The sequence below is a fragment of the Kitasatospora sp. NPDC034035 genome (assembly GCF_055575755.1).
The window spans coordinates 344,926-367,835 of sequence record NZ_JBVISA010000004.1 but is presented as its reverse complement, the minus strand read 5'-3'; the positions used below and the strand labels follow the sequence as shown (position 1 = coordinate 367,835).

The window sequence follows — 22,910 nt, the reverse complement described above, 5'->3', positions numbered from 1 at the left end:
TCACCTCTTCTCTCAGCGGAGCTTCGGGTCGAGGGCGTCGCGCACCGCGTCGCCGAGCATGATGAAGGCCAGCACCGTGATGCTGAGCATTCCGGCGGGGAAGAACAGCGCGAACGGCGCCGTCCGGATCACCTTCTGGGCCGAGTTGATGTCGATACCCCAGGAGATGGTCGGGTCCTGCAGACCGATACCGAGGAAGCTCAGCGTCGCCTCGGTGGCGATGTAGCCGCCGAGCGCGATGGTGGCGACGACGATCACCGGGGCGATCGCGTTCGGCAGGATGTGCTTGAGCAGGATCCGGCTGGTGCCGGCGCCGAGCGCCTTGGCCGCGGTCACGAAGTCGGCCTGCTTGACCGTGATGACCGAGCCGCGCATCACGCGGGTCATCTGGGTCCACCCCAGGGCGACCAGGGCGAAGACGACGCTCCAGATGGTGCGCGAGGTGAAGGCGTTCAGGATCACCAGGGCACCGAGCAGCAGCGGGATACCGAAGAAGATGTCGGTGATCCGGGAGATGATCGTGTCGATCCAGCCGCCGAAGTAGCCGGCGAGCATGCCGGTGATGCCACCGAAGATGGTCACACCCGCGGTGACGGTGATGCCGACCACGACCGAGGCGCGGGCGCCGTAGATGACGCGGGCGTAGAGGCTGCGTCCCTGGAGGTCGTAACCGAACCAGTCGGCCTGGAAGAAGTGGCTGTAGTTCGGCTTCGTCAGGTAGTGGTTGCGCAGGTCGCCGGCGCGCGGGTCCACCGAGGTGAACAGACCCGGCGCGATCGCGATGACGATCAGCAGCAGGATCAACAGCGCGGAGATCACGAAGATCGGCTTGCGGCGCAGGTCGTGCCAGGCGTCCGAGCCGAGGCTGCGGGGCTTCTCCGGCTTCGGCGCGGGGGTGTCCGCGGTGCGCTGGGCCGGGATGTTGTCCCCGGCGGTCTTCTCGGTCAGGTCAGGCATAACGGATCCTCGGGTCCAGGACCGCGTAAAGCAGGTCGACGATCAGGCCGGCGGCCAGGTACACGAGCACCAGGAAGGCGACGAAACCGGAGACGGTCGCGCCCTCCTTCATGTTGATGGCGTGGTAGAGCGCGTTGCCGACACCCTTCACGTTGAAGATGCCTTCGGTGACGATCGCACCGCCCATCAGGGAGCCGAGGTCGGTACCGAGGAAGGTGACCACCGGGATCATCGAGTTGCGCAGCAGGTGGGTGCCGATGACCTTCCGGCGCGGCAGGCCCTTGGCCACCGCGGTGCGGACGTAGTCGGCCTTGGTGTTCTCGGCTATGGAGGTACGGGTGAGACGCGCGACGTAGGCCAGCGACAGCGAGCCGAGGACGAAGGCCGGCAGCACCAGCTGGGTGATGTCGTTCGAGTCCTGGACCGTCGGGGTGACCCACTTGAGGTTGTTCGCGAAGACCGTCTGGAAGATGAAGCCCAGCACGGGGACCGGGATCGAGATCAGCAGCAGCGTCATGACCAACGCGCCCTTGTCGAACGCCTTGCCGCGACGCAGACCGGCGAACAGTCCGATGCCGATGCCGAGCACGATCTCGATGCCGAACGCGAACAGCGCCAGCCGGATCGTGACAGGCAGCGCCTCGGTGATCTTGTCGAGCACCGGTCGGCCGTCCAGAGAGGTACCGAAGTCGCCGGTGAACAGCTTCCCCATGTAGGAGAAGTACTGCTGCAGCAGCGGCTGGTCGAGTCCCTGCTGGTGCTTCAGGGCGGCGAGCTGCACCGGGTCCGGCGCCTTGTCGCCCCACAACGCTGCCACCGGATCACCGGGCAGCAAGTGCACCATGAAAAAGATGAGTGCGGTCGTTCCGAGGAACACCGGAATCATCTGGAGCAGTCGCCTCGCGACAAAGCGCCCCATCGTGCCTCCATGTATGACTCTGCCGGGCCCGTCAACCCGGCCAGAGATAAGTCGGCGTGCCAACGGCCGGTGCCAGTCCTCGCCCTTGTGGGGATGGGACGGGCACCGGCCGTTGTCACCGGGTCAGGCGGTGCCGACCGATTACTACTTCTTGACCTCGACGTCGGTGTAGACCGGGTCGCCGAAGGAGTTGAACTTGACGTTCTGGACCTTGTTGGAGTAACCCGAGTTGGTCTTGTAGTACCAGAGCGGGATCGCCGGCATGTCCTTGGCCAGAACGGCCTCGGCCTGCTGGTACAGGTCGGCGGTCTTCTCGACCGAGGTGGCGGCGTCGGCCTCGTGCGACAGCTTGTCGAACTCGGCGCTCGAGTAGCCGGCGTCGTTGGCCGAGGCACCGGTGCCGTAGACGTCGCGCAGGAAGTTGGCGTTCAGCGGGTAGTCCTGCACCCAGCCGGTACGCATCATGCTCGGGACGGTCTTCTTGGTGATGATGTCACGAGAGGTCTTGAAGTCGGGCTTCGGGTCACCGACGCACTCGACGCCGGTCGCCTGACGGATCGAGTTGCAGACCGCGTCCACCCACTCCTTGTGACCGCCATCGGAGTTGTAGATGATGCCGATCTTGTTGCCCGGGACGCCGTTGCCCTCGGCGATCAGCTGCTTCGCCTTGACCGGGTCGTACTTGCAGGCGTCGCCGCAGGTGCCGGCCTTGTAGCCCATGACGCCCGGCGCCACGAACGAGTCGGCGGGCTGACGGCTGTTGTTCAGCACGGTCTTGGTGATGGTGTCGCGGTCGATCGCCATCGAGAGACCCTGGCGGACCTTGGCCTTGGCCGGGTCGCTCCACTCCGCGTTGTACAGCGCGAAGGAGATGTTCTGGATGGCACCCTGCGCCTGGTCGACGGCGCGCTTGCCCAGGTCGTCCTTGTACTTCGGCAGGTCGGTCGAGTCGACCTGGTCCAGCACGTCCAGCGTGTCGGACATCAGGTCCTTGTACGCGGCCTCGGGCGAGGTGTAGTTGCGGAAGACGATTCCGCCGTTCTTCGGCTTGTTGCTGCCCGTGTACTTGTCGTAGGCGGCCAGCGTGATGGCCTTGTTGTGCTCCCACGAGACGAACTTGTAGGGGCCGTTGCCGATCGGCTTCTCGCCGTAGCCCTTCGGGTCCGCGAAGAAGCCCTCGGGCAGCGGGAAGAAGGCCGAGTAGCCGAGCTTGTACGTGAAGTACGAGACGGTGCTGGTCAGTTCGATGGTGAAGTGAGTGTCGTCGATGACCTTGAGGCCCGACATCTCCTTCGCCGTCGGGTCGCCCTTGTCCTTGTCCGGGTGGACCGCGTCGTAGCCGACGATGTCCGAGAACCAGTCCGAGTTGATCTGGTTGTTCGCCGGGTTGGCCGACCAGTTCCACGAGTTCACGAAGGACTTGGCGGTGACCGGGGTGCCGTCGTGGAAGGTCCAACCGGACTTCAGCGTGACGGTGTAGGTCTTGGCATCGGTGGTCTCGATCTTGTCGGCCACCTGGTTGCGCAGGGCACCGGTCGCGGGGTCGTAGTCGACGAGGCCCGTGAAGAGCTGCTTGACGATACGTCCGCCCTGGTTCTCCATGGCGTTCGCCGGCTGCAGCGGACGCTGCGGCTCGGCGCTCTGGTAGCTGAAGACGCCCTGGGCGTTGACCGCACCATCGGAGCTGCCCCCGCTGGAGGAGTCGCTGCTGCTGCTACAAGCAGTCGCGGCAAGGGCGACCGCAACAGCTGCGACAACCCACTTGGCCTGGCTCCCACCACGCATCGGTGTGCCTCCTGAATTCGACGTTGCAACGAGGAGAGCACTGCGGAAACGGTTCTCACCGACCCGCTGTGCCGTCCGCGCTCGTGGTTTCGGCGCGCACCCCTGCGCGTTCACCCTTGACCCGAGCCTGACTGCACCCACTATCCGTCACGCACGGACACGAAAGTGACCAGTGACGATCTCAATTAGGTCACATGAACAGTCGGTAAGTTTCGAAAACCGGACATTTGAGACATAGCCAGACAGGTACCAAACGGACAGTCGTCATGCATGACGAACCGTCGCGTCCGCTCAGCGGACACCTCGATGTGATGAGCGTTATTCGGTTAATAGCGGCCCCGGCAACTTGGAGTAGTTGAAAAAGTTCGCCCCCCTCTCCAATGGAAAGGGGGGCGAATCATTCCGGCCAATGGCCGTTCAGTGCGTCCGGATCACGCCTTCTTGGCACGCGAGGCAGTGCGTCCGCGGTCCTTCTGGTCCAGGACGACCTTACGGATGCGAACCGTCTCCGGGGTCACCTCGATGCACTCGTCCTCGCGGCAGAACTCCAGCGACTGCTCCAGCGAGAGCTTGCGCGGCGGGACCAGGTTCTCCGTGGTGTCGGAGGAGGCCGCACGCATGTTGGTGAGCTTCTTCTCCTTGGTGATGTTGATGTCCATGTCGTCCTGGCGCGAGTTCTCGCCGACGATCATGCCCTCGTACACCTCGGTGGTGGGCTCGACGAACAGCGTGCCGCGCTCCTGGATGCCCATCATCGCGAACGGCGTCACGACGCCCGCGCGGTCCGCCACCAGCGAACCGTTGTTGCGCATCCGCAGCTCGCCGAACCACGGCTCGTGGCCCTCGAAGATGCTGTGCGCGATACCGGTGCCACGGGTGTCGGTCAGGAACTGGGTCCGGAAGCCGATCAGGCCACGCGACGGGACGATGAACTCCATGCGGACCCAGCCGGAGCCGTGGTTCGTCATGGTCTCCATGCGGCCCTTGCGGGTCGCCATCAGCTGGGTGATGGCGCCGAGGTACTCCTCGGGGCTGTCGATGGTCATCCGCTCGACCGGCTCGTGCACCTTGCCGTTGATGACCTTGGTGACGACCTGCGGCTTGCCGACGGTCAGCTCGAACAGCTCCCGGCGCATGGTCTCGACCAGGATGGCCAGCGCCAGCTCGCCACGGCCCTGGACCTCCCAGGCGTCCGGACGCTCGGTCGGCAGCACGCGCAGCGAGACGTTACCGATCAGCTCGCGGTCCAGGCGGTCCTTCACCATGCGGGCGGTGACCTTGTGGCCCTTGCCGCCCTTGCCCACCAGCGGCGAGGTGTTGGTGCCGATGACCATCGAGATGGCCGGCTCGTCCACCGTGATGAGCGGCAGCGCGACCGGGTTCTCCAGGTCGGCCAGGGTCTCACCGATCATGATGTCCGGGATGCCCGCGACGGCGCAGATGTCGCCGGGGCCGGCCACCTCGGCCGGCTTGCGGGTGAGCGCCTCGGTCATCAGCAGCTCGGTGATCTTGACCTGCTGGACCGAGCCGTCCCGCTTCATCCACGCGACCTGCTGGCCCTTGCGCAGCTCTCCCTGCTCGACACGGCAGAGCGCGATACGGCCGAGGAAGTTGTCGGCGTCCAGGTTGGTGACGTGCGCCTGGAGCGGTGCGCCCTCGTCGTAGGTCGGGGCCGGGACGTGCGCCAGGATGGTGGAGAAGAACGGCTCCAGCGAGTCGCTGTCGGCCGGCACGGTGCCGTCCTCCGGCTTGGTCATCGAGGCGACGCCGTCACGCGCACAGGCGTAGACGATCGGGAACTCGATCTGCTCCTCGGTGGCGTCGAGGTCCAGGAAGAGGTCGTAGGTCTCGTTGATGACCTCGTCGATCCGGGAGTCCGCACGGTCGGTCTTGTTGATGCACAGGATGACCGGCAGCTTGGCCGTCAGCGCCTTGCGCAGCACGAAGCGGGTCTGCGGCAGCGGACCCTCGGAGGCGTCGACCAGCAGCACGACCGCGTCGACCATCGACAGGCCGCGCTCGACCTCGCCACCGAAGTCGGCGTGGCCCGGGGTGTCGATGATGTTGATCGTGACCGGCGCGCCACCCTCCTTGGGGTGGTACTTGACGGCGGTGTTCTTCGCGAGAATGGTGATGCCCTTCTCGCGCTCCAGGTCGTTCGAGTCCATCATGCGGTCGTCGAGCTGCTGGTGGGCGGCGAAGGCGCCGGCCTGCTTCAGCATGGCGTCGACCAGGGTGGTCTTGCCGTGGTCGACGTGGGCGACGATGGCGACGTTACGGATGTCGTTGCGCGTGGGCATGCCTTGCTGATTCTCCCGGAATCGTGGGTTGCGGCGCCCGGCTGCGTGACGCGCACTTGCGATCCCTATCGATCGCCGCCGCCCGTTCCGCCTGCTACTACCGGTCCACCCGCCGGGCAATGGACATGCCTCGGCTTCCTCCTATCGTACGGGGAAGCGCCCAGATGGGCGGAAACGAGCAGGTCGGGCGGGACCAAGATCACAGCTGGGTCACACACTGTTCACCCTCCGGCAGCCCTACGGGACCCGGATCCACCCCACGTCCTGGAAGCGCGGCCAGCCGAAGCCGAAGGCTCCCGCGCCCGCCACGCCCTCCCGGACGCCGACCAGCTCGGGGCGCTGGTACAGCGGCACCGAGTGCCCGAGCTGCCAGATCCGTACGTCCGCCTCCTGCAGCAGGTCCAGCCGGGCCGTCGGGTCCAGTTCGGCCGAGGCCCGGTCGAACAGCCGGTCGATCTCCTCGGTGCCGCTGCGGCCGTAGTTGGTGCCTGGGTCGAGCGCGCCGTCGGGATCGGGCCGGGGTTTGGCGTAGGCGGGGCGCTGCTCGCTCGCCGGACTGGGGCCGGTCGGCCAGGAGAAGAGCGCGAGGTCGTAGTCCCCGGCGGCCAGACGGTCCCGGACGAAGGTCTCGGCGGGCACCGTCACCGGCTTCAGGGCGATCCCGGACTCCGCGAGGTCGGCGGTGAGCGCGTCGGCGGTGCGCCTGGCGGTGGCCGAGCCGGCCGGGACGAGCAGCGTGAGGGCGAGCTCCTTGCCGTCCTTGGTCCGGGTGCCCCGGCCGGCGGGCCGTTTCCAGCCCGCCCCGTCCAGCAGCCGGGCCGCGTCCGCCGGGCCGGCCGCCGCACTGTTGTCGCGGTAGCCCTCCTGGTCTGCGGCGAGCAGGTGGCTGCCGAGCGGCGCGGCGGGCAGGCCGAGCGGGGTGAGCGCGGCGTCGGCGATCCGCCGCCGGTCGACGGCGCGGCCGAGGGCGCGGCGCACGGCCGGGTCGGTGAGCGGACCGCGGGCGGCGTTGACGGTGAGCTGGGTGAGCGAGGCGGCGGCCGCCCGGTGCACGGTGACGCCGGGCAGCGACTCGGCGCGCCGCAGCGCCGTCGCCGCCGCCTCGGGTGCCGCGGCGGGCGGAGCCGCCGCCGGGGTGGACCCGGTGGGCGCCGGCACCGCCCGGTCCACCGCCGCGGTGAGCGGGGCGATGTCCAGCCGGTCCTGGTCGAGCGCGTCCAGCCGCTGCTCGGGCGGGGCGGCGAGGAAGTCGATCCGGTCGGCCTTCGGCGCGTCCCCCCACCAGAGCGGGTTGCGCGTCACGGTGACCTGCCCGCCCTCGGCGTCGTACCGGGAGACGGTGTACGGCCCGGCGCTCGGGTGGCCGCCACCGGTCAGCGCCCGGTTGAAGGCGTCCGGCGTGCCCGTCTCGGCCGCCGGGTAGAGCGGCCCGAACAGCGAACGCCACTCGGCGTACGGCCGCCGGAAGGTGACCCGCACCTCGTACGGGTCGGTGCCCCGGGCGACCGAGTCGACGGCGTCGTACCCGGCCGGGTGCCCGCCCCGGTAGGCCGGGTTGAGGCCGGAGAGGGCGGCCCGCTGGGCGGCGAGGTCGGCGGCCGACAGCGGGGTGCCGTCGCTCCAGACGGCGTGCGGGTTGAGCCGGTAGGTGACCACCTGCGGCTGCTGCCCGGGCGGCGTGGACTCCGCGCTAGTCAGGTAGTCCGGGTCGGGTTCGAGCCGGCCGTGCCCGTCGGGGCGGAACAGCGAGGGGTACAGCGCGTGGGCGACCAGCGCCGAGTCGGCGGTCGCCGCGCCCTGGTAGACGTTCAGCGTGGCCGGGACGCCGTCCACCGCCCAGCGCAGCGTGCCGCCGTCCCGGACGGCGGAGCGGTCGGCGAGCCGGACGTCCCCGGTGGTGGCGGTGGGGTCGGCCGAGGACGGCGCGGGGGCCGGGGTGCGGGTGGGGGCGGGGTCGTCGGAGCAGCCGCCGAGACCGGCGGCGAGCAGCAGCGCGGCGGCTGCGGCGGTGAGCTGGCGGACGCGCATGGCGGCCATCGAACGCCGCCCGCCCGGCCCGGCCCGCACCGACACGGCGGGCCGGGGGCGACTGCACCCTTACGGCCCAATCCTTACGGCCCGACCGGTACGGCGCGGCCGACCCCGCGGCCCGGCCGACCCGGTCGACTCCCGGGGCGGCTACAGCGCCAGCTCGAACCAGACGATCTTGCCCTTCGGCGTGCGCCGGCTGCCCCAGCGCTCGGCCAGCAGGCTGACCAGCTGCAGGCCGCGCCCGCCCTCGTCGGTCTCCTGGGCGCGCCGCTGCCGGGGCTGGGCGTAGCCGTCGTCCCAGACCTCGCAGACCAGGCCGCGCTCGCGCAGCAGCCGCAGCCGGATCTCACCGCGCCCGTGCTTGAGCGCGTTGGTGACCAGCTCGCTGACCAGCAGCTCGGTGGTGTCGACCAGCTCGTCCAGTCCCCGGGCCAGCAGCCAGCTGCAGGCCAGCTCGCGGGCCTTGGCGACGGAGGTGGGCTCGGGCGGCAGGTACCAGTTGCCGACGGCGTCCTCGGGGAACGCGTGCACCTTGGCCATCAGCAGGGCGATGTCGTCCTCGCCGTGGTGCGGGTTGAGCTCGCCGAGCACGTGGTCGCAGAGGTCCTCCAGGCCCTTGCCCTCGGCGGAGAGCGCCGTACGGAAGGCGCGCAGGCCCTCGTCCAGCTGGTGCTTGCGGCTCTCCACCAGGCCGTCGGTGTACAGGCCGAGGACGGAGCCGTCCGGGAGTTCGAACTCGACTTCCTCGAAGGGCTCGCCGCCGACGCCGAGCGGCAGTCCGGGCGGCACGTCGAGCATCCGGGCGCCCTCGCCGGGGCTGAGCAGCACCGGCGGCAGGTGGCCGGCGTTGGCGATCCAGCAGCGCCGGCTGACGGCGTCGAAGACCGCGTAGACGCAGGTCGCCAGGTAGACCTCGCGGGCCTCCTCGTCGGCGGTCGAGGTGAGCCGCCCGTACGGGGTGGGCGGTCCGGCCGGCACGGAGTCGTCACCGAGGCCGCGGGCGATCTCGTCGAGGGCGGTGAGCACCTCGCCCGGCTCCAGGTCGAGCATGGCCAGGGTGCGGACGGCGGTGCGCAGCTGGCCCATGGCGACGGCGGCGCGCAGGCCGCGGCCCATCACGTCGCCGATGACCAGCGCGGTGCGGTTGCCGGGCAGCGGGATGACGTCGAACCAGTCGCCGCCGACCTCGGTGTTGTTGTTGCTCGGCAGGTAGCGGCAGGCGATCTCCAGGCCGCTGGCGGCCGGGTTGCCCGGGGGCAGCAGGCTGCGCTGGAGGATCAGCGCCCGCTCGTGCTCGCGGCGGTAGAGCCGGGCGTTGTCGATGCAGACGGCGGCGCGGGCGACGAGCTCTTCGGCGATCGCGACGTCGCGGGCGTCGAAGGGCTCGCTGCCGATCGCCCGGGAGAGCTGGACGAGGCCGAGCACCTGGTCGCGGGCGACCAGCGGGACGATCAGGGTGGAGCGCATCAGCGGGTCGGGGCCGGGCTCGGGGACGACGCTGCGGCCGGTGCGCAGCGCCCGGGCGTGCGGGGAGCGGCGCGGGTAACAGAGGGTGCCGCCGGCCTCGGCGATGGGCAGCCCGGTGACCGAGCCGAGCACCGAGGAGGCGCCGCCGACGACGCTGGAGACGGCGACCCGGCGCAGTTCGCCGCTGCCGTCGGTGAGCACGGTGTCGCCGAGCCGGCCGGCGCTGGGGACGGTCTCGCCGGAGAGCAGCGCGGTGTAGAGGTCGACGGTGGCGAGGTCGCAGAACGGCGGGACGACGACGTCCAGCAGTTCCTTGGCGGTGGTCTCCAGGTCGAGCGTGGAGCCGATGTGCGCGCTGGCCTCGTTGAGCAGGGCGAGGTTGCGGCGCACGCCGTCGGCCTCGCGCTCGGCGACGTGCCGGCTGGTGACGTCGGAGACCTGCCCGGCCACGCCCATCGGCTGCCCGGCGGCGCCGTTGAGGCGGTACAGGGAGACGGCCCACAGCCGGTTGCCCTCGCGGGTCGGGACGGCGCCGTGGAAGCGCAGGTCGAAGACGGGCTCGCCGGTGGCGAGGACCTTGCGCAGGGCGGCGCTGAGCCGGTCGGCCTCGGACGGCGGGAAGAGGTCGTGCGGGGTGAGTCCCTCGAGGTCGGTGGGGACCAGGCCCATGCCGGAGGCGAAGGAGTCGTTGACCCGCTGCAGGCGCAGCCGGCCGTCGAACAGCACGAAGCCGGTGGGGGTCTGTCCGAAGACGGCCTCGGAGGCGGCGAGGTCGGTCTCGATCCGGCGTAGCCGTCCGAGGTCGACGGCCAGGCAGGTGGCGCCCGCGGTGGGCAGGGCGCTGTCGGGCATCAGGTAGAGCTCGGCGAGGCCCTCGCCGCCGTCGGCGTCCCGGTAGGGGGTGGTGCCGACCCACTCCTCGCCGGCCAGGGTGCGCTCCAGCCGGGTGCGGCCGCGCTGCCAGAGCTCGCGGGGGACGAAGGTGGCGATCGGGTCGGCGCCGACGGCATCGGCGGCCGGGACGCCGAAGAACTCGGCGGCGCGTTCGCTCCACTGGCTGATCCGCCCGTCCGGGCCGATCGCGAAGGTCGCGACCCGGATGTAGTCGTAGATCGAGCCAGGGTCGCCGACGCCCCATGGTTGGGCCTCGGCGACGGGGTGGGCGCCGCGGCTCGCGATCTCACCCTCCGGCGGGGCCGCCGGTACGGGCAGGTGCAACGAGCCGGCCTGCCCGGGTACAGCGGCATGACCGCTGCTGCTCGGCGCGTTCCGCGCCGGAGTGCTGTTCAACGGACCGACCCCTCCAACCCGCGACCGTCCGGATGTCGAGAAGACCGAGTATTCATCATCGAGGGGTACGTTCACACGCCCTCAACATCACAACATCAGATCGGGCGAAGGTTTTTGTCCTACCGCCCGCGCCACCACAATGCCACGCTCGCGCCCCCTGCCGGGGCGCGCGCTCCCCCAGGCCCCCCGATGGCATATGCGGCACCGCTCTCCTGGCGTTTCGTCCGGCGGTCGTCGAGTCACGACTCGTCGAGCTCATTACCCGGCAGCGCCTGCTCGAACCAGACCACCTTGCCGATGCCCTCGGCCCGGGCGCCCCAGCGCAGCGCCAGCCGGCGGACCAGCTCCAGGCCCCGGCCGCCCTCGTCGGCCTCGGCCGCGTGCCGCTCCCGGGGCGGGTCGGGCAGCGGGTCGGAGATCTCGACCAGCAGCGTCTCGCCGAGCGTCAGCCGTACCCCGATGGGGGCGCTGGCGTACCGGACGGCGTTCGTGACCAGCTCGCTGACCAGCAGCTCGGCGGTGTCGGTGAGCGCCTCGACGCCCCACTCGGTGAGCGTGGCGCGGACCAGCCGGCGGGCCCGGGAGACGGCGGTGGGCTCGGCCGGCAGCGTCCAGCCGGCCGTCGGGGTGCCGGCCTGGCCGTGCCCCAGCCTGGCCAGCAGCAGCGCGACGTCGTCCGGCTCGCGGCCCTGCTCCATGGTGTCGAGCACCGCCTCGCAGGCGGCCTGGATGGAGGCGTGCGGCTCCTGGAGGACGGTGACCAGTCGGCCGAGGCCGACGTCCAGGTCCTTGTCCCGGGACTCGACCAGGCCGTCGGTGCACAGCGCGAGCAGGCTGCCCTCGGGGATCTTCAGTTCGACCGATTCGAACGGGACTCCGCCCACCCCGAGCGGGGCGCCGGAGGGCAGGTCGAGGATCCGGCCGGCGCCGCCGGGCAGCGGACCGCCGGTACGGGTCGGCTCATCGCTCTCCTGACCCGGCACCACCAGCACCGGTGGGATGTGCCCGGCCTTGGCGACGGTCAGCCGGGCCGTCGCCGGGTCGAAGACCGCGTAGACGCAGGTGGCGAGCAGCGCCTCGTCCGGGCCCTGGGCGAGGTCGTCGGCCAGTTCGTGGACGTGCCGCAGCAGGACGTCCGGCGGCAGGTCGAGGGCGGCCAGCACCCGGACGGCGGTGCGCAGTCGGCCCATGGTGGCGGCGGCCCGCAGTCCGTGGCCCATCACGTCGCCGACCACCAGCGCGGTGCGGTCGCCGGGCAGCGGGATGACGTCGAACCAGTCACCGCCGACCTCGGTGCCGCTGCTGCCGGGCACGTACCGGTAGGCGACCTCGACGCCGGTGGGCTGCGGGACCTGCTGCGGGAGCAGGGTGCGCTGGAGGGTGAGCGCGGCGGTGCGCTCGCGGGCGTAGAGGCGGGCGTTGTCGAGCGAGCTGCCGGCCCGGTCGGCGAGTTCGACGGTGAAGGCCAGGTCGTCCCGGTCGAAGCCCTCGCGGTAGCCGGCCCGGCTGACCAGCAGCAGGCCGATCACGATGCCGCGGGCGCGCAGCGGGACGACCAGCATCGAGTGCACGCCGAGGTCCCGGCCGGCCTGCATCTTCGGGTCGCCGGGGTAGGTAACGTCGTCCAGCTGGTCGGCGCCGGAGAGCAGTTCGGGCACGCCGGTGCGCAGCACCCGGCCGCAGGCGGAGTCCTCGGCGAAGGTGATCCGGGCGCCGCGGCGCAGCATCACGTCGACCTCGGGGCCGTCCTGGACGGAGGCGGTGCCGAGCTGGAGGAGCGAGGTGCGCCGGTCGTGGCCGTGCCGGGGCAGGTCGTCACCGTGCGCGACGGCCTGGAGCAGGATCACAGCCGAGTGGTCGGTGAGCCGGGGAACGACCGAGCCGGCCAGCTCCTGGGCGATCCGGGAGGCGTCCAGCAGGTCGCCGACCCGGGAGCCGAACTCGTTGAGCAGCGAGAGCCGGCGGCGGGCGTGCTCGACCTTGGCGACGGCCCGGTAGCGCTCGGTCACGTCCATCACGGTGCCGGAGATGCCGAGCACCCGGCCGGAGCGGTCGGTCATCCGGCTGTAGGAGATCGAGCGGTAGCCGGCCCGGGTGGTGACCGGGGAGGCGAGGGTGACGTCGATGACCGGCTCGCCGGTGGCCAGCACCTGGCGCTGGATGGCGGTGATCTCGTCGGCGGCCCGCTCGGGCAGGGTCTCACCGGTGGTGCGGCCGACGTGGTCCTCCAGGGCGACGCCGTTCATCTCGGCGAGGGTCTGGTTGACGGCGGTGTAGCGCAGGTCGGTGTCCAGGATGGCGATGCCCAGCGGGGACTGCTCGAACAGCGCGTCACGGACCGCGAGATCGCGCTCGACAGCCCGTACGGCCGCCGACTCGGCCATGCTGACCTGCAGGAAGGGGGAGCCGTCGCCGTCCACCAGGAGGGAGATCCGGGTGTCCACGGCGACCGGCTCGCCGTCGCGGTCGCGCAGCTCCGCGTAGCCGGCCCAGCGGCCGTGCCGCAGGGTGTCCTGGATCGCGGCCCGGATCCGGACGACCTGGTCCTGGTCGGGGATCAGCTCGTCGATCCGCCGGCCGACCAGCAGCTCGTTCGGCCAGCCGAGCAGTTCCTCGGCGGCGGGGCTCCAGAGCACCACCCGGCCCGCCGTGTCGAGGATCGCGATGGCGACCTTGAGCATGTCGAGCAGGCTGCCCTCGGCCGGGGCGCCGGGGCCGTTCGGGGCGTCAGCCGGCCCGCCGGGGAACGGCCGGCCGGGGCGGCTGCGCAGGCCGGACCGGTCGCCCGGTTCGGGGAGGGCCAGGGTCGGCGCGGGCTGGGCGGGCCGCTCGGTGTCCGGGGCGGCGACGGTACCGCGGCGTCGGCCGGCCGACGGCTGGGGGGCGGTCGGACGGGCGGCGCGGCGCAGTCGGGCGCGCGCGGCGGCGCTGCCCGCGGTTGCTGCCCGCCGCTCTCCCCCGCCGCCGTTCCCGGTACTCGACACCGAGGGGGCCTCCGGCTCTGGTCGGGATCGGCGTCGCCGGCTGGGGGCGGCTCACCGATGGTGACGAATGGTGCCGAAAAGTGACATACCCAGCACAACCCAGGCTATCCCGGTCGCTGGGTCGTCTTGTCCGATTGACCTACCCGGCGGACTGCGCGTCGCCCGCCACTCCCGGGCCGGTGAGCAGCCGGGCGACGTACGGCAGCACGTCCCGGTCGTGGTCGATCCAGTCGACCGCGTCCAACTCGTCCGGGCCCAACCAGCGCAGCGCGTCGTGGTCCTGCAGCGCGCGCGGCTCACCGGCCAGCAGCTCGGCGGCCCAGAAGCGCAACTCCAGGCCGGGGCGCACGGCCCACGCGCCGGGCAGCCGGGACAGCGCGCGCGCCCGGACCCCGAGCTCCTCCAGCAGCTCGCGCTCCAGCGCCTGCGCCTCCGTCTCGCCGGGCTCGGCCTTCCCGCCGGGGAACTCCCACCGCCCGGCCACCGCCTCGGGCGCGCTGCGCCGGGCCGCGAGCACCCGGCCGTCGTGGACCAGCGCGCCGCCGACCACGATCCGGGGCGCGGCAGGGAGGTCGGCCGGGCCCGCGGGGTGGGTGGCGTGCGTGGCGTCCATGGCCCCGACCCTACGGCCTCAGGCGTTCCGGGGTCCGCCGTTCCCGCTCTCGGCCGACTCCGCCGCCTCGGCCGCTTCCGTCGCTCCAAGCGCCTCGACCCAGTACAGCTGCTTGTGGCCGCGGGCCTCGAACTCGGCGGCCAGCCGCTGCGCCTCGGCGCGGTCCAGGTCCCCGGCGACCACGAAGCGGTTGCCGTTGTCGTCCTGCCGCATCACCCGATAGGTGCCCATGGCGGGAGGGTATCCGGCGCTTCGCCGGGCGTCAGGCCCCCGGGTCCGACCCCGGAGGCGGTCACGGCGGACGCCGTCGTGCCCCCGGCTCGCGTGGGGGTCGGGCCGGGGGCACACCCGCGACGCTACGCGCGGTTCGCTACCGGCAGGTACGGGCGTTGTTAACGGCCGGTAACCGCACCCCAGCGGCTCAGACCCGCAGGTCGGGCACCTGCTCGCCGGTGGACAGGCCCAGCGTGCGGCGGATGTCCACGGACACCGGCACCGTCTTGGCCACCAGCGCCCTGGCCCGGCGGATGTCACCCTCCGGGTCGTTGCCGGAGGCCGCGGTGTCCCAGGCCGCGGCCGCCTGCGACTGGGCCTCGACCAGCTTGGCGATCTTCGGCCGGACGTCGGCCGGCCAGTCCGTCGTCGGCGCGCCGAGCGCGGCGGCCTCGGCGCGGGAGGCGGCGGCCATCGTGCGGGCCCAGCTCCGGTAGTCGGCCTCGGCGTCGGAGACGTCCTTCTTCGGCTGGTCCAGGTAGGCGTCGTTGAAGCCCCGGAGCGCCTCCAGATAGGCCAGCTGAGGCGCGGTCAGGCTGCGCCGGTCGGTGCGGACGGTGCCCCGGTGCTGGTCGTGGCGGTCCTCGAACGCGCAGGTCGCGTACCGCTCGCCGGACGCCCAGTTGCTCGCGGTCGGGTAGAGGTAGACGTCGTCCATGCCGGCCGGGACGGCCCACTGGTCGAGCGCGTAGTCGTCCAGCACCTTGCGGCACAGCGTGGCGGCCGACTCCCGGACCTCGCTCTCGCCCGGGTAGGGGCCGTTGCTCGCGGGGAACTTGGCGGTGCCGGCCACCTCGCCGTGGTGCGGGTCGGAGCAGGCCACCCGGCGCACCCAGTACACCGTCTCGTCGCCGTCGCCCTCGGCCACCGATCCCCCGTCGGGGGAGCTGTAGCAGTCGCCGGCCTTGAGGGCGGACCAGTGGACGGAGCCGGCCGGGGCCTTCGGGGCCTGGGCGAACCGGCCGCCGTTCGCCCCGCTGAAGTCCCCCGCGCCCAGCAGCAGCGAGAGCAGCACCGTGCCGATCGCGCCGAGCACCACCCCGGTCACCGCCATGCCGAAGCCGCGCTCCTTGCGGCGGTTGATCTGGACCAGCGCCACGATGCCGAACACCAGGGCCAGCGGCGCCACCAGGACCAGGCCGGTCACCAGGGAGCCGACCGCGAAGCCGTTGGTGGCGGCGGGGCCGGGAAACTGCGGGTACGGGTGCCCGGGGCCGGGGAGCTGCGGGGACGGGTGGCCGGGCTGCAGGCCGGGCCGGAAGCCGGACTGGGCGGAGGGCGTGACGGAGGCCCAGCCTCCGGCGGGCAGCGGGTGCGGCGGCTGGGGCGGGGCGGCCGACGGCAGGGGCCCGGCCTGCGGGGGCGTGACGGCGGGCGCGGCGGGCGCGGCGGGCGCGGCGGAGAAGTCGGGCGCGGCCCAGGGGTCGGCGGAGGACACGGGGGCGGGTGCGGCGGGTGCGGCCGGGACCGGCTCGGGTGCCGCCACCGGCTCGGGCTCGGCGTCGGCCGGAGTGGTGGCCGCGGGCTCGTCGGCCTCCTTGCGGAAGTCCACCCGGGGATCCTGGCCCGTCGCCGGCGCCGCCCCGGCCTCGCCGGTGTCCGCCCCCGCGTCCGCCCCGGTCCGCGCGGGCGGCTCCGTCTCCGGGGCGGGCAGCTCGGACTGAGGCTTGGACACGTGGACTCCCCCAACCCGCCGGGGCGGGCATCGGCTCGGCGTTCGGCACCATGGCTCGGACCCGAACGGGCCGGATGTGAACGGTCGCGCGACTTTACCCGATCTTTTCGAACGCCCGCCCGCCCCGGCCGGGGCCCCGTCCGGCCTCTCAGCCGCGGGCCAGGACCTCGCCGTGCAGCATCGAGAACCAGCCGTCCCCGGCGGCGCTCCACTCCCGCCAGCCGGCCGCGATCCGCTCCGGTTCGCCCTGCTCCGCGTAGCCCCGCTCGACCACCGTCCGGCCCAGCGCGGTGCCGGTCACCCGGTCCGCCCACATCCCGCCCCACCAGGCGCGCTGCTCGGGCGTCGCGTACGTCCAGGTGGTGGCGCTCGCGGTGACCTCCGCGAAGCCGGCCGCGCGGGCCCAGGACAGCAGCCGCCGGCCGGCGTCCGGCTCGCCGCCGTTGGCACGGGCGGTCCGCCGGTACAGCTCCAGCCACCGGTCCAGCGCCGGCACCTCGGGGAACCAGGTCATCGAGGCGTAGTCGACGTCCCGGGCCGCGACCACGCCGCCGGGGGCCGCCACCCGCCGCATCTCGCGCAGCGCGGCCACCGGGTCGGCCACGTGCTGCAGCACCTGGTGGGCGTGCACCACGTCGAACTCGCCGTCCCGGTAGGGCAGTCGGTGCACGTCGGCGCGTTCGAAGACGACATTGGACAGCCCGCGCCCGGCCACGTACGCGGCGGCCTGCTCCAGCACCTCGGCGGAGGTGTCCACGGCCACCACCCGGCCGTCCGGGCCGACCAGCTCGGCCAGGTCGGCGGTGATCGTGCCGGGCCCGCAGCCGATGTCCAACAGGGCCTGCCCGGGGCGCAGTTCGGGCAGCAGGTAGGCGGCCGAGTCGGCGGCGGTACGGGAGCGGTGCGAGCGCAGCACCGCCTCCTGGTGGCCGTGGGTGTAGACGGCGGAGGGCTGCGGTCCGGACATGGGATCCCCCTGGGGTGTGGTCGGCTTTCCGTTCTCCTCGACGTCCTCGACGCTACTCCGCGTCCCGCATGTCGAGAAGATCCGTCTCACATGTCGACCATGCGGCATCCCGGCCCGCACCCGCCCGCCGTACCGTGGAGGCGCCCCCGACAGAACGGTTCCCGCCCATGCCCGGCCAGCGCCCCTTCGTCCTGCTGAGCGCCGCCGTCTCGCTCGACGGCCACCTCGACGACGCCTCCCCCGACCGGCTGCTGCTCTCCAACGCCGCGGACTTCGACCGGGTGGACGAGGAGCGCGCCGCCGCCGACGCGATCCTGGTCGGCGGCAACACCCTGCGCGCCGACAACCCGCGCCTGCTGGTCAACGACCCCGGCCGCCGGGCCGCCCGACTGGCCGCGGGCCGGCCCGAGTACCCGCTGAAGGTGACCCTCAGCGCGAGCGGCGACCTCGACGCCGGTCTGCGGTTCTGGCACACCGGCGGCACCAAGCTCGCCTACACCACGGACGCCGGGGCGGCGGCGCTGCGCCCCCGGCTGGACGGGCTGGCCGAGGTGGTCGCGCTCGGCGGCGCGGTGGACCTCGGCGCGGTGCTGGACGACCTGGGCGCGCGCGGAGTGCGCCGGCTGATGGTCGAGGGCGGTGGGGGCGTGCACACCCAGTTCCTGGCCGGGGGCCTCGCGGACGAGCTGCAACTGGCCGTCGCCCCGCTGCTGGTCGGCCAGGCCGAGGCGCCCAGGTTCGTCCGCCCGGCCGCCTTCCCGGGCGGCCCGGCCCGGCGGATGCGCCTGCTGGAGGCACGTACCGTGGGCGACGTCGTCCTGCTCAGGTACGCCCCGAAGGAGCCCGCGCCGTGAACCGCCCCGCGACCACCGACCTCGACCACCTGCGCCGGGCCGTCGAACTCTCCCGCCAGTGCCCGCCGTCCGAGACGGCCTTCTCGGTCGGCGCGGTGATCGTCGGCGCCGACGGCCGGGTGCTGGCGGAGGGCTACAGCCGGGAGGCGGACGCCCACGACCACGCCGAGGAGGCCGCCCTGGCCAAACTCCCGGCCGGCGACCCCCGGCTGCGCGGGGCGACCGTCTACAGCTCGCTGGAGCCCTGCGGGCAGCGCGCCTCGCGGCCGGTACCGTGCGCCCGGCTGCTCATCGCGGCGGGCGTGCCCCGGGTCGTGGTCGCCTGGCGCGAGCCGGACCTGTTCGTCACCGACTGCCAGGGCACCGCCCTGCTGGAGGCGGCCGGGGTCGAGGTGGTCGAGCTGCCGGAGCTGGCCGAGGACGCCCGCGCGGTCAACGCCCACCTGCTCGGCTGAAATGAGGAGAGGGTCGGACTCCACGGAGTCCGACCCTCTCCGGCCTGCCCACCCGCCAAGTCAGGTGACATGCAGTAGCGGCATGATCACACGTTGAAGCGGAACTCCACCACGTCGCCGTCCTGCATGACGTAGTCCTTGCCCTCGATGCGGGCCTTGCCCTTGGAGCGGGCCTCGGCGATGGAGCCGGTCTCGACCAGGTCGGCGAAGGAGATCACCTCGGCCTTGATGAAGCCCTTCTGGAAGTCGGTGTGGATGACACCGGCGGCCTCGGGGGCGGTGGCGCCCTTCTTGATGGTCCAGGCCCGAGTCTCCTTGGGGCCGGCCGTCAGGTAGGTCTGCAGGCCGAGGGTGTCGAAGCCGACCCGGGCGAGGGTGGCCAGACCGGGCTCCTCCTGGCCCATCGACTGGAGGAGCTCCAGGGCCTCGGCGTCGTCGAGCTCGATCAGCTCGGACTCGATCTTGGCGCTCAGGAAGATCGCCTCGGCCGGGGCGACCAGCTCGCGCTGGGCGTTCTTGAAGTCCTCGTCGGCCAGCTCGTCCTCGTCCACGTTGAAGACGTAGAGGAAGGGCTTGGCGGTCAGCAGGTGCAGCTCGCGGATCGGGGTGGTGTCGAAGCCGGCCTCGAAGAGCGTCTTGCCGGTCTCCAGGACCGCCTGCGCGGCCTCGGCGGCGGCCAGCACCGGGGCGGTGTCCTTCTTGAGGCGCGCCTCCTTCTGCAGCCGCGGCAGGACCTTCTCGACGGTCTGGAGGTCGGCCAGGATCAGCTCGGTGTGGATGGTCTCGATGTCGTCCTTGGGCGACACCTTGCCGTCCACGTGCACCACGTCCGGGTCGGTGAAGGCGCGCACGACCTGGCAGATCGCGTCCGACTCACGGATGTTGGCGAGGAACTTGTTGCCCAGGCCCTCGCCCTCGCTGGCACCACGCACGATGCCGGCGATGTCGACGAAGTCGACGGTGGCCGGAAGGATGCGCTGCGAGCCGAAGATCTCGGCGAGCTTGGCCAGCCGCGCGTCCGGGACGCCGACCACGCCGACGTTCGGCTCGATGGTGGCGAACGGGTAGTTGGCCGCCAGCACGTCGTTCTTGGTCAGGGCGTTGAACAGGGTCGACTTGCCGACGTTCGGCAGACCGACGATTCCGATCGTGAGCGACATGAAGCGCAGTCCCGGGGGCTTGGAGGAGTTGGGTCGGCACCGTACGGGCCGACCCCCAAGTCTACGGGCAGCGCCCGCGCTGCCTCACGCCTCGGTCGCCGCCGCCCGGGGCTCCAGGAACTCCAGCCGGTTGCCCAGGTTGTCGGCGGCGTGGAAGCGCCGGTGGCCGGGCAGGTTGTCGTCCCAGAGCACCTCGTGGCCGTGCGCGGTGAGGCGCTCGGCCAGCGCGTCCAGCGAACCCACCAGGATGCCGGGGTGCCCCTTGCGGGACGGACGGAAGTCCGGGGTCACACCCAGGTGCACCTCGACCCCGCCGCCGCGGAACCAGCAGCCGCCGCGGGCGGCCAGCACCGGGGGCTTCTCCAGCTCGGCCATGCCGAGCACGCCGGACCAGAACGCGCGGCACTCGTCCTCGGCTCCGGCCGGGATGTCGAGCTGGACGTGGTCGAGTCGTTCGAACGTGAAATCGGTCATGCGGAGCCCCCGTGTCATCACCTGACGAACATGCCGTGTCGACTCGGCCGGGCAGATCAGCCCACTTGAGCGACGATCACATGACTACGCCACCCGGAGACACGGGACAAGCCCTGAACGGTCCATTACACAGTGTGGCGATGATCGGACCGTACGTTGGGCAGGTGGAGCAGAGCATTCGAACCCAGCCGCCAGGGCCCAGACGCCGTCCGCCGAACGGCGCGGCCGCAGCCGCCGTCCCCGGTCCAGGCCGGGCTCCCGAGACCGCCGGGTCCGCCCCCGCCTCCCGCCTGCGCCCGGTGGCCGGCTCGGCCGGACCCGCCCGCCCGGCCGCCCCGCGGCTGCGCCTGCCGCTGCGCGGGCGCGGCGACGAGCAGCTGTACGGGCGGCGCCGGACCGGTCGGCCGACCCGACTGACGGCCATCGGCGCCGGCGTGGTCGCCGTCCTGGCCACGCTCGCGGTGGCGGGCCTGGACCGGCTGCTCTTCGACGACCTGAACTGGCTGTTCGGCCTCGGCTACCTGGTGGTCTGCTTCCAGCTGGCCGTCCGGGTCCGCTACGTCGACCTGCTGGCCGCGCCGATCAGCGGGCCGATCGCCTTCGCCCTGGCGCTGCTGCTGCTCGCGCCGGTCGGCTCCTCGGGCGTCACCGCCCAGGTGGTCTCGCTGGCGACCGGGCTCGCCCTGCGGGCCGGCTGGCTCTTCTCCGGCACCGGGCTCGCCGCGCTGATCGTGCTCGCCCGCTTCGTCGCCCAGCGCCGGATCCACCGCTCCCGCTGAGTCACGGCGGGGAGCACCGGGAGCGGGCCTCAGCCCGCCGCCCGGGCGGCCGCCATGGCGGCGCCGACGATGCCCGCGTCGTTGCGCAGCTCGGCCGGCACCACCCGCGCCTCGCGGTCCCTCAGTAGCGGCAGGAACTTCTCGTGCTTGCGGCTCACCCCGCCGCCGATCACGATCAGCTGCGGCGAGAACAGCATCTCCACCAGGTCCAGGTACTCGTCGACCCGCCCGGCCCACTGCTCCCAGTCCAGCCCGTGCCGCTCCTTGGCGGCCGAGGAGGCTCGGCGCTCGGCGTCCTTGCCGCGCAGTTCCAGGTGGCCCAGCTCGGTGTTGGGCACCAGCGCGCCGTCCACGAAGAGCGCGCTGCCGATGCCGGTGCCGAAGGTGAGGACCAGGACGACCCCCGGCTGCTCCCGGCCCGCGCCGTGCGTCAGCTCGGCGAGCCCGGCCGCGTCCGCGTCGTTGAGGACGGTGGTCGGCAGGTCCAGCGCCTCGCGGAACAGGCCCTCGGCGTCCACGCCGATCCAGCCCTTGTCCACATTGGCCGCGGTCCTGGTCCGGCCGCCGACCACCACGCCGGGGAAGGTCAGCCCGACCGGGCCCCGGTGGTCGAAGGCGCGGACCACCTCGCACACGGCGGCGACCACGGCCTCGGGGGCGGACGGCTGCGGGGTGAGCACCTTGTGCCGCTCCGCGGCGAGCACACCCCGGGCGAGGTCGACCGGTGCGCCCTTGATGCCCGAGCCGCCGATGTCCACGCCGAATACCGCCGTCATCACGTCCGCCCTCCGCCGTGGCCGCGGACCCGCTTGTCCACAGCCTGTGAACAAAACTACGAGAGGGCACCCGCGCCCGCACAGCAGAACCACACGACAGGAAGCCACACGACGCAAGGCCACACGACGGAAGGGCCGGTACCCCCGCGCGGGGGTACCGGCCCTTCCGGAGTGGTCAGAGCTTGCCGGCCGCCTCGGCGCGCAGGTCACGGCGCAGTTCCTTGGGCAGCGAGAAGATCAGGTGCTCCTCGGCGGTCTTGACCGTCTCCACCGTGTCGTAACCGCGCGCGGCCAGGTACTCGAGCACGCCCTCGACCAGGATCTCCGGGACCGAGGCGCCGCTGGTCAGGCCGACGGTGCCGACGCCCTCCAGCCACTCCTCCCGGATCTCCTCGGCGAAGTCCACCAGGTGGGCGGCCTTGGCGCCGTACTCCAGGCCGACCTCGACCAGGCGGACCGAGTTGGAGGAGTTCTTGGAGCCGACCACGATCAGCAGGTCGGTCTCGGGGGCCATCTGCTTGACCGCGACCTGGCGGTTCTGGGTCGCGTAGCAGATGTCGTCGCTGGGCGGGCTGACCAGTGCCGGGAAGCGCTTCTTCAGCTCGCCGACGGTGGCCATGGTCTCGTCCACCGACAGGGTGGTCTGGGACAGCCAGACGACCCGGGACTCGTCCCGGACCTGCACGTTGGCGACGTCCTCGGCGCCGTCCACCAGGTGGATCCGGTCCGGGGCCTCGCCCATGGTGCCGATGACCTCCTCGTGGCCCTCGTGGCCCACCAGCAGGATGTCGAAGCCCTCGTCGGCGAAGCGCACGGCCTCCTTGTGCACCTTGGTGACCAGCGGGCAGGTGGCGTCGACGGTGGCGAGCTTGCCGGCCCGCGCCTCGTCGTGGACGGACGGGGCGACGCCGTGCGCCGAGAAGACCACGATCGAGCCCTCGGGCACCTCCTCCGTCTCGTCGACGAAGATCGCGCCCTTCTTCTCCAGGGTCTGCACCACGTACTTGTTGTGGACGATCTGCTTGCGGACGTAGATGGGCGCCCCGTACTGCTCCAGGGCCTTCTCCACGGCGATCACGGCGCGGTCGACACCCGCGCAGTAGCCCCGGGGGGCGGCGAGCAGGACACGGCGCTGCGCGGTGTTGGACATG

Annotated in this window: 16 protein-coding genes and 1 pseudogene; 2 read left to right on the top strand and 15 right to left on the bottom strand. The window is 72.3% G+C overall.

The window, feature by feature from the left end; all coding sequences use genetic code 11:
• Nucleotides 1-12: 12 nt before the first annotated feature.
• The 11 genes from ACZ52J_RS08440 to ACZ52J_RS08390 all read right to left on the bottom strand — a co-directional run bounded on the left by ACZ52J_RS08440 (nucleotide 13) and on the right by ACZ52J_RS08390 (nucleotide 17,261).
• A complete protein-coding gene (locus ACZ52J_RS08440) occupies nucleotides 13-957 on the bottom strand; it encodes an ABC transporter permease (RefSeq protein ID WP_465616835.1) in 945 nt (314 codons plus the stop codon).
• On the bottom strand, nucleotides 950-1,876 hold the full coding sequence (locus tag ACZ52J_RS08435; RefSeq protein WP_465616833.1) for an ABC transporter permease: 927 nt from the start codon (nucleotides 1,874-1,876) through the stop codon (nucleotides 950-952). Before ACZ52J_RS08435 ends, ACZ52J_RS08440 begins: the two co-directional genes overlap by 8 nt.
• A gap of 144 nt (nucleotides 1,877-2,020) precedes the next feature.
• Nucleotides 2,021-3,661: a peptide ABC transporter substrate-binding protein gene (locus ACZ52J_RS08430; protein ID WP_465616831.1), complete on the bottom strand. Its 1,641-nt coding sequence runs from the start codon at nucleotides 3,659-3,661 to the stop codon at nucleotides 2,021-2,023.
• A gap of 431 nt (nucleotides 3,662-4,092) precedes the next feature.
• A complete protein-coding gene (typA, locus tag ACZ52J_RS08425) occupies nucleotides 4,093-5,961 on the bottom strand; it encodes a translational GTPase TypA (RefSeq protein ID WP_465616829.1) in 1,869 nt (622 codons plus the stop codon).
• Between the two features lie 237 nt (nucleotides 5,962-6,198).
• A complete protein-coding gene (locus ACZ52J_RS08420; protein ID WP_465616827.1) occupies nucleotides 6,199-7,989 on the bottom strand; it encodes an ABC transporter family substrate-binding protein in 1,791 nt (596 codons plus the stop codon).
• 150 nt (nucleotides 7,990-8,139) lie between these two features.
• Nucleotides 8,140-10,749, bottom strand: coding sequence for a SpoIIE family protein phosphatase (locus ACZ52J_RS08415; protein WP_396287767.1), 2,610 nt, complete (start codon nucleotides 10,747-10,749; stop codon nucleotides 8,140-8,142).
• A 239-nt stretch (nucleotides 10,750-10,988) separates the two neighbouring features.
• Nucleotides 10,989-13,733, bottom strand: a complete 2,745-nt coding sequence (locus tag ACZ52J_RS08410) for a SpoIIE family protein phosphatase (RefSeq protein WP_465616825.1) — start codon at nucleotides 13,731-13,733, stop codon at nucleotides 10,989-10,991.
• A gap of 139 nt (nucleotides 13,734-13,872) precedes the next feature.
• Nucleotides 13,873-14,346 carry an NUDIX domain-containing protein gene (locus tag ACZ52J_RS08405; protein WP_465616823.1) on the bottom strand — a complete coding sequence of 158 codons (474 nt, stop codon included), beginning with the start codon at nucleotides 14,344-14,346 and terminating at the stop codon, nucleotides 13,873-13,875.
• Between the two features lie 18 nt (nucleotides 14,347-14,364).
• Nucleotides 14,365-14,577: an SPOR domain-containing protein gene (locus ACZ52J_RS08400; protein WP_465616821.1), complete on the bottom strand. Its 213-nt coding sequence runs from the start codon at nucleotides 14,575-14,577 to the stop codon at nucleotides 14,365-14,367.
• Nucleotides 14,578-14,767: 190 nt separating this feature from the next.
• Nucleotides 14,768-16,294 carry a DUF4190 domain-containing protein gene (locus tag ACZ52J_RS08395; RefSeq protein ID WP_465616819.1) on the bottom strand — a complete coding sequence of 509 codons (1,527 nt, stop codon included), beginning with the start codon at nucleotides 16,292-16,294 and terminating at the stop codon, nucleotides 14,768-14,770.
• A 148-nt stretch (nucleotides 16,295-16,442) separates the two neighbouring features.
• Nucleotides 16,443-17,261, bottom strand: a complete 819-nt coding sequence (locus ACZ52J_RS08390; RefSeq protein WP_465616817.1) for a methyltransferase domain-containing protein — start codon at nucleotides 17,259-17,261, stop codon at nucleotides 16,443-16,445.
• 167 nt (nucleotides 17,262-17,428) lie between these two features.
• Here ACZ52J_RS08390 and ACZ52J_RS08385 point away from each other — a divergent pair.
• A pseudogene (locus tag ACZ52J_RS08385) lies at nucleotides 17,429-18,570 on the top strand (dihydrofolate reductase family protein).
• A gap of 86 nt (nucleotides 18,571-18,656) precedes the next feature.
• Here ACZ52J_RS08385 and ychF read toward each other — a convergent pair.
• Together ychF and ACZ52J_RS08375 are read right to left on the bottom strand one after the other, a co-directional pair.
• Entirely contained in the window at nucleotides 18,657-19,730 is a 1,074-nt protein-coding gene (gene ychF, locus ACZ52J_RS08380) for a redox-regulated ATPase YchF (protein ID WP_465616815.1), read from the bottom strand.
• A gap of 84 nt (nucleotides 19,731-19,814) precedes the next feature.
• Nucleotides 19,815-20,204, bottom strand: coding sequence for a VOC family protein (locus tag ACZ52J_RS08375; RefSeq protein ID WP_465616813.1), 390 nt, complete (start codon nucleotides 20,202-20,204; stop codon nucleotides 19,815-19,817).
• 164 nt (nucleotides 20,205-20,368) lie between these two features.
• On the opposite strand from ACZ52J_RS08375, the gene ACZ52J_RS08370 reads away from it, so the two are divergent.
• Complete coding sequence (locus ACZ52J_RS08370) at nucleotides 20,369-20,983, top strand: DUF6542 domain-containing protein (RefSeq protein WP_360499747.1); 615 nt, start codon at nucleotides 20,369-20,371, stop codon at nucleotides 20,981-20,983.
• Between the two features lie 29 nt (nucleotides 20,984-21,012).
• Here ACZ52J_RS08370 and ppgK read toward each other — a convergent pair whose 3' ends face one another.
• Entirely contained in the window at nucleotides 21,013-21,759 is a 747-nt protein-coding gene (ppgK, locus tag ACZ52J_RS08365; protein ID WP_465616811.1) for a polyphosphate--glucose phosphotransferase, read from the bottom strand.
• Nucleotides 21,760-21,934: 175 nt separating this feature from the next.
• Nucleotides 21,935-22,909 carry a 4-hydroxy-3-methylbut-2-enyl diphosphate reductase gene (locus ACZ52J_RS08360; RefSeq protein WP_360506570.1) on the bottom strand — a complete coding sequence of 325 codons (975 nt, stop codon included), beginning with the start codon at nucleotides 22,907-22,909 and terminating at the stop codon, nucleotides 21,935-21,937.
• Nucleotide 22,910 lies beyond the last annotated feature (1 nt).